Below are 6,750 nucleotides of genomic sequence, written 5' to 3'. Positions count from 1 at the left end.
ATTGGTAGCTATCGCCAACAAGTTTGATCTGTGCGTCATGCTTCTCAACGAGCATGAGCAACTTTTGCATATCTCTTGAACCGACCATCCCTGCTTCGTCCAAGATCAACACAGTCTTATTGTTGATCTCTAAATTACCACTTTCATATTTAGCTAAGAATGATGCAATGGTACGGCTTTCAATATCACAATCTTTGGCAATCGCTTTTGCTGTGATTGCCTGTAAAGCAATCCCATAAACTTGATAATCTGAATCTTTATATGCTTCTGATACCGCACTCAAAACGTATGACTTGCCTGTTCCTGCAGAACCACTCAACAAACTGATTCGATCTGTAGACGTTAGGGTATAAAATGCTTTTTCTTGTTCGGGATTGAATGTTCTTGTTTCAGCAGTACGCACCGCATTTAAAGGCAATTTATCAATCAATGTCACTGGCTTTTGAATACGGCTATTTTGATTAGCGTTATAAACAAAGGTCGAGATTGAATCCTCAATGCTCACCAGTTCCTTACTGGAGAATACAACCCAATCTTTACCGAACAACATTTCTAAATCGGGTGATGTTAAAACCGCTTCTTTGGCTTTTAAAAACTGTGCTTCCCCATCTGTATGCGCTGATAAAAAGCGTTCAAGTTCATTCATTGTGAAAACTGATTGGGTAGAAGTAAGCACCTTTAATGCTTCACTTGGTCGCTCAATAATCGTGTCGCCATTTTGTTTTTTGATCGCTTGGATATTTTCATTAATTAAATATTTATCATGGCTGATATAGTCGGCTCTAAAGTTTTGACTTTGAATTTCTGTACCAATTTTTTGATAACTACGATGATCAATTCGAGCATCTAATCCAAGACTTTGCATGTAATCGTTGGCAATATCCGCCCAACTCATACGAACATCAGAAACAAATTTTCGAGCAGAAAAATAGCGGTCTTTGCCTGCGCCCCCTAGTTCGGGATTTTTGGCATTGTAGCGTTTAAAGTGTTGTTCTTCATTTCGATCTATGCCGTCTAGTTTTCTTTCACTAAACATCAAATGCACATGCGGATTTTGTTCGCCATCACTTGATAAAGGATTATGAATTGCATAGGAATAAGTAAAGTTTTCGCCTAATGTGTGGGCGACAAATTTTTCAATTAATGCTTGTCTTTGTTCTTGATTAAGTTCTCTAGGCAATGAGATTTCTAACTCAGTATAAACCCGACCATTGGCACGTTCATATTGATCTGCCGATTTCCAAAAGTGTTTGGCGTCCTTAGCCCAAGTCGGTAAATTTCCTGATTGGCTAAACTCAATATCTTCTCTTTTGTACTTTCCATCACGATTGATATAGGCGTAATGGCTTGCTCCCCGTGTTCCCGTTGAGCTTTGATTTTTCCCAGACTTTACAGATAAGTGATAAATCGCCATTTTGCCTATTTTTAGATCGTGCTTTTTTGTTTCTCGAAGAGAAACGCGGAAGCGTGCATTACTCATTGCTATTCGTTAATGATAAATCCACGCTTCATATTGTTGTGTGAAGTTTAGTAACCGATTTTTTTACTTCGGTCTGCTCGACAAAATCACAGATTTTATCGGCATCGCTCGTAAAAAAAAGGTAATCAGAGGGGGAAATGGTTGCTCCTTTCATTGTTCGCTTCGTTAACACTCAGCTCTATTTATGGATTCTAGGGGTCTCATGGTTTTATCTTCCTTTCAGCTTAGAAGTGAAAGATTGCATTACGCCACTGGTTGCACTGGTTGAAGCTTCAAAGCCACTGCCGACCAAAGAAATTGCAAGTTTTGGGACAAGATAAAATACACCAAGCACCATGAATAAAATAATGATCATCACGAAAGCCCCGATGAATGTTGAACCTGCTTCATTGAGTTCTTGAACAATCGGCACAATGGTCGAGATCACAAAGTCCGAAGCAATGATCATCAATAAAATGACCACTAAAGGCGTGATGATTGCCTGTAACCAATTGGTGGCATATCTGCGACTTGCGGGAAACATGGCACATGCTAAAAATATCGGTGCAACAACCAATAAAATAGCAACAATCATTTTAGAAATAATCCAAATCAGAAAGAACACACCACAGACAAGGCAAGCTAATCCGAGTATCCCTGCATAGATCAGTACAAAGAAAAACCCTGATACTGGATTGGTGATTCCTGTATCTACATTTTGGAAAGCATCAGCAATTGAATTTAAGACTACGCTCATGAATGACTGAAAGGTGGTCACGGTATCAGTCCCTGTCATTTCACCAATTAAATTCGGCAAATCATCAAGGAATACTTCAGCGACATACGGATAGAATGCATCCCATGAAAATACCAATGTCCAAACCATAAGCATGATGACAAAGTGATGAAACACTTGATTCATATCGAGCAAGCGACCTGTCATCATGCTGATACCTTGAAAGATAATCCAAAGCACGATGAACCCTGCAAAAACATCAAGTAAAGGGTCTGTGACCTGCACATAATATTTTTGAATCTGCGTTTTGACTTTCTTATCAATATCACCAGCAATACGCTCAGTCACATTGTTTAATACTTTCATCCCATTATCAGAAACAGATTGAACCGCCCCTCCCATATTTTCTTTGCCTTGATTTTGTGGAATTTGAATTTCACCCGTACCTAAATCTTGGGTATTGGTGTAGTTCTCAACGGCATAGGCGGTATTCAGTGCAAAAGCACTGAATAGCAACATCAATATCGTGATGATTTTTTTCATGGCATCACCTATTGATTAACTGGAATTTTAGGGGGATTTTGAGGAGATTTAACGTGCGTACCCTCACCGTAAATGTCGAGTTTTCCATCGACATAAACCACACATTCAGTCTGCATTGAACCCTCAACACAGTAGGTATTGTCTTTAGTAAACTCTAATTTTTTCTCTATTTTTCCATTGAGCAGAGGAAGTTTTTGTCTAGGATTATTTGAACGAGTAATATAAATATATTTAGTAAAGCTATAGCGATCTAAACTGTCTTTTTGACCAATCTCATAATATTCATAATACTTTTCGCCTTTTTCAAAATTTTCAGGAATCCAAACCCCCGATATATCAGGCTTTGAACATGCAACCATCAAGAATGGAATAACAGCGAATAGAATTGTTTTATTTAGAATTTTCATTTTTTGCCCTCTTTGGTAGTACCATATTTTTTAATGTATTCACGCATAAATGCTCGTACTGCTTGGCTTGCATTCACATCCTGAGTTTTACAAGCCTCGTGAAACTCCTTTAAAAATTCCTCATCGACTAAAATTGCAAGTTGTTTACGGTTGTCTTTCATACGCTCATCCATCTTTATTTAGACAGGATTGAATATAATTTTAATGTTGATCACTTTTTGTATTAATTTTGAAAAAATGGCTTGCAAAACATGGAGTTATAACTCTATAGTGTTACAACTCTATTAGCTTTATGTCGTTGTTGTTGCTCGTAGAAATAGCGGTCTTAGGAAACTGAAATAAAAAATGTTCTAACTAAAAAATATTTTAAGAGAGATTTTCTTCAATCACTCAATTACAAATAATTAGCCAACAATGGAAATTGAAAACCCCTCTAATTCTTCACCATTTGCGCTTATTTGGATTTTTACGACTAAGGGTATAGTTAGGTAGCATATATGTTTTAAAATGCGAAATATGGCTATTTAAGGCTTATTTTTCGATTTACCCCATAAGTACAGAGCAAGCGGAGTGCTTGCGACTCCCCATAATCAAAATTTTTGCCCTTTTCCCTCTGATTACAAGCTCCCTTTTGCAGATCACTGAAGAAACAGAGCATCCGTATGGTGCGAACTGAAGAAATTTAAACCTTGTTCCGAGCGAAGCGAGCATAAAGCTTTATGAGCGAAGCGAATCCATTCTTGCTTTTAGCGTCCTAACAGGTAGTTGAAAATAACTGCCCCACGAAGCGAGGAACGAGCTTCAATAGAGTTTGAGCGGAGCGAAAACATAGGGCAGTTATCCACAGGATTTTTGAGTGTGTTTGGGCTTTTAATATATTTTAAAGCTTTTAAATGCTTTTAGACACGCTGAAACGCAAGCACAGCAAGGCTTTCAGCTCTTATAAAGATACAATTACTCCGTTATAAAGATACAATTACTCCGTTATAAAGATACAATTACTCCGTTATAAAGATACAATTACTCCGCATTTAGATTCACTGTAGGTATTGTATCAATTGATACATGATAGTATTATGTATCTTAATAAGTATAATTGAATCCAGTTAACATGAAAAACGAACTTGTTGTGAAAGATAATGCTCTAATAAATGCCAGTTACAACCTCGAAGTTACAGAACAACGTCTAATTCTTTTAGCCATTATTAACGCTAGAGAAACAGGAAAAGGAATCACAGCAGACAGTAAGTTAGAAATTCACGCACACGACTACGCTAGTCGTTTTGATGTGAGCAATAGCGGTGCTTATAAAGCATTAAAAGAAGCTGTAAATAACTTGTTTGATCGTCAATTCTCATTTAAAGAATCAGACAAAAAAGGGAATTTAGGTATTGTTCGCTCTCGCTGGGTCAGTCGTATTAAATATATTGATACTACAGCAACGCTAGAAATTACTTTCGCTCCTGATGTTGTCCCATTGATCACACGGCTTGAACAACATTTTACGAGCTACCAACTTAAACAAGTCAGCCAACTTACCAGTAAATACGCTATTAGGCTTTATGAGTTTCTTATTGCTTGGCGTGAGGTTGGTAAAGTTCCACAAATTGAATTAGATGATTTTAGAAATAGATTAGGCTTAGACGACAATGAATACACCGCAATGAACAACTTTAAAAGTCGTGTCTTAGAGCCTGCTATTAAGCAGATTAACGAACATACAGATATTACGGTGACTTATGAACAACATAAGCGAGGGCGTACAATCTCAGGCTTTTCATTCAAGTTTAAACAAAAACCAAATGCTAAATTTGAAAACGTAACAAATTCAAAACGTGACCCGAATACTCCTGATTTCTTCATACCTATGACCGATGCACAACGGCATTTATTCGCTCACAAGCTGTCTGAAATGCACGAAATGAGCGAATATTCAACTGGTACAGAATCATACGAAGACTTTGCAAAACGTATTGCTGAGATGCTTTTAGAGCCTGAAAAATTTAGGACGTTCTATCCACTCCTGGAACAACTCGGATTCAAGCCTTAAAAAAGGAGCATTAGCTCCTTTTTTTAAAATCTTGGCGTATGTCTTGGGGCGTTCTGTTTCGGGGCTTGTTGTTGCTTTAACTGATTAATCGGGCTATTGATATTCACGCTTGGCGCAGTATTTTTCTGCATCGCTATTTCTTCTCTGAATTTGCTATGTACCTCTGTTTTATAACGTGCATCAAATCGGGCTTTGGTGTTTTGCTTATACTCATTGAAATACTTATCTGAGTAATCGAGCTTCATCTTACTTAATGGGATTTCGTATTCTTTGTTATAGATACGAGCTTTAATCATTGGCTGATCTTTCACTTTGTACGCATCAATAACTTTGATCTCTGTACCCTTGCTAAAACTTTCTTTCTTAAAAAAGCCGGTCTTAACTTCAACATCGTTTAACAGCTTCAATTCTTCACCTTTGGCAATATTCATCTTGCCATTAAGTTTGACGATCTCATCACCTAGTAAAGCCTTAGATTTAAGGCTTGCCCTTACTTCTGACACAATCGCATCTTTGGTAAAAGTCTGCTGATCACTGGTCAAGGCGTAGAGTTTTTCATTGATGCCATAGAATTGACGTTTTTGTTCAATGTGGCTTCTATGATCTTGTAGATAAGATTGAATGAGCTTGTCTTTAGCTTCTACAACGGTGTAATCGGTTGTATAGAGTTTATTCTCAGATTGACTTAATGAGGTCTTGAGTTGCTCAAATGCGCTTTGATTTGGCTTGTCTGCTTGGAAATTTTCAGCGCTATAGTTCACTTCAACATTGTGTTTGTGACGTGTCAGGGCGACATAGGTTAAATTGGCGTTCATGGTTTCGCTTGCCACGATATAAGCACTATCAACCGTCATACCTTGCGAACTGTGAATCGTATTGGCATAGCCATATCTAAAGTGATTGTATTCCGATAAATCCACTTTAATGATGCTGTGATCATTCTGCGATTGCACCATCATGGCTTTAGGTTTTTTTGATTCATCCAGTTCAAAACCAATGACTTGAGCAACTTCGCCATTACTCACGTTCATGGCTGAATTGTTTTGCTTGAATACAATCTTTTCACCGACTGCAATTTCAATAGCACCCCTGTAGCTCTGTATTGAATGGCTTTGAGCATCGAGCTTACCCTCATCAATCAGAATTGATCGAGCCATTGCATTAAGGGCGTTCACATCACTGTTTTTATGCGCCAACATTAATTTATTGTCGCTTGGATCTTCGCTCCAAGACTTAACAGTTTTTGCTAAGGCTTGATCATGGGTTTCATATTCTCGAATGGCATCTATAGATTTATAGATTTCAAGTGCATCACCCACTTTGTGCTTAGAGAGTAGTTTTGACGCTTCGAGCATTTTTTCAGATTCAACGGCATGTTTTTGGCGTTGTATATCTTCCAGTGAAGCAATGTTTTTATGATCAAGATTGTCTTGAATAAATTTGAAAGTTGACCCTGCTAAGACGGCATTCAATTGGTAGCTATCGCCAACAAGTTTGATCTGTGCGTCATGCTTCTCAACGAGCATGAGCAACTTTTGCATATCTCTTGAACCGA

Annotated in this window: 6 protein-coding genes; 1 reads left to right on the top strand and 5 read right to left on the bottom strand. The window is 37.8% G+C overall.

All coding sequences use genetic code 11. The features are described from left to right. From AC1M89_RS14625 to AC1M89_RS14610, 4 genes are all read right to left on the bottom strand, one after another. Window positions 1–1,414 (bottom strand): AAA family ATPase (locus tag AC1M89_RS14625; RefSeq protein WP_481614388.1); only part of this gene is annotated, 1,414 nt, incomplete at its 3' end. 274 nt (window positions 1,415–1,688) lie between these two features. Next, window positions 1,689–2,738, bottom strand: a complete 1,050-nt coding sequence (locus AC1M89_RS14620) for a TrbL/VirB6 family protein (protein WP_481614387.1) — start codon at window positions 2,736–2,738, stop codon at window positions 1,689–1,691. Window positions 2,739–2,746: 8 nt separating this feature from the next. Then, window positions 2,747–3,145 carry a hypothetical protein gene (locus AC1M89_RS14615; protein ID WP_481614386.1) on the bottom strand — a complete coding sequence of 133 codons (399 nt, stop codon included), beginning with the start codon at window positions 3,143–3,145 and terminating at the stop codon, window positions 2,747–2,749. After that, window positions 3,142–3,306: a hypothetical protein gene (locus AC1M89_RS14610; protein ID WP_481614385.1), complete on the bottom strand. Its 165-nt coding sequence runs from the start codon at window positions 3,304–3,306 to the stop codon at window positions 3,142–3,144. The genes AC1M89_RS14615 and AC1M89_RS14610 overlap by 4 nt, the downstream gene beginning before the upstream one ends. A gap of 950 nt (window positions 3,307–4,256) precedes the next feature. Here AC1M89_RS14610 and repM point away from each other — a divergent pair. Next, on the top strand, window positions 4,257–5,195 hold the full coding sequence (gene repM / locus AC1M89_RS14605) for a replication initiation protein RepM (protein ID WP_481614384.1): 939 nt from the start codon (window positions 4,257–4,259) through the stop codon (window positions 5,193–5,195). A gap of 23 nt (window positions 5,196–5,218) precedes the next feature. On the opposite strand, the gene AC1M89_RS14600 is transcribed toward repM, so the two are convergent. Further along, the coding region (locus AC1M89_RS14600) for an AAA family ATPase (protein WP_481614383.1) at window positions 5,219–6,750 on the bottom strand (1,532 nt) is incomplete at its 5' end.

Source organism: Acinetobacter sp. ANC_7635, assembly GCF_056779945.1.
Note: the sequence above shows the minus strand (reverse complement) of the source record. Positions and strands in the feature narration are given on the sequence as shown.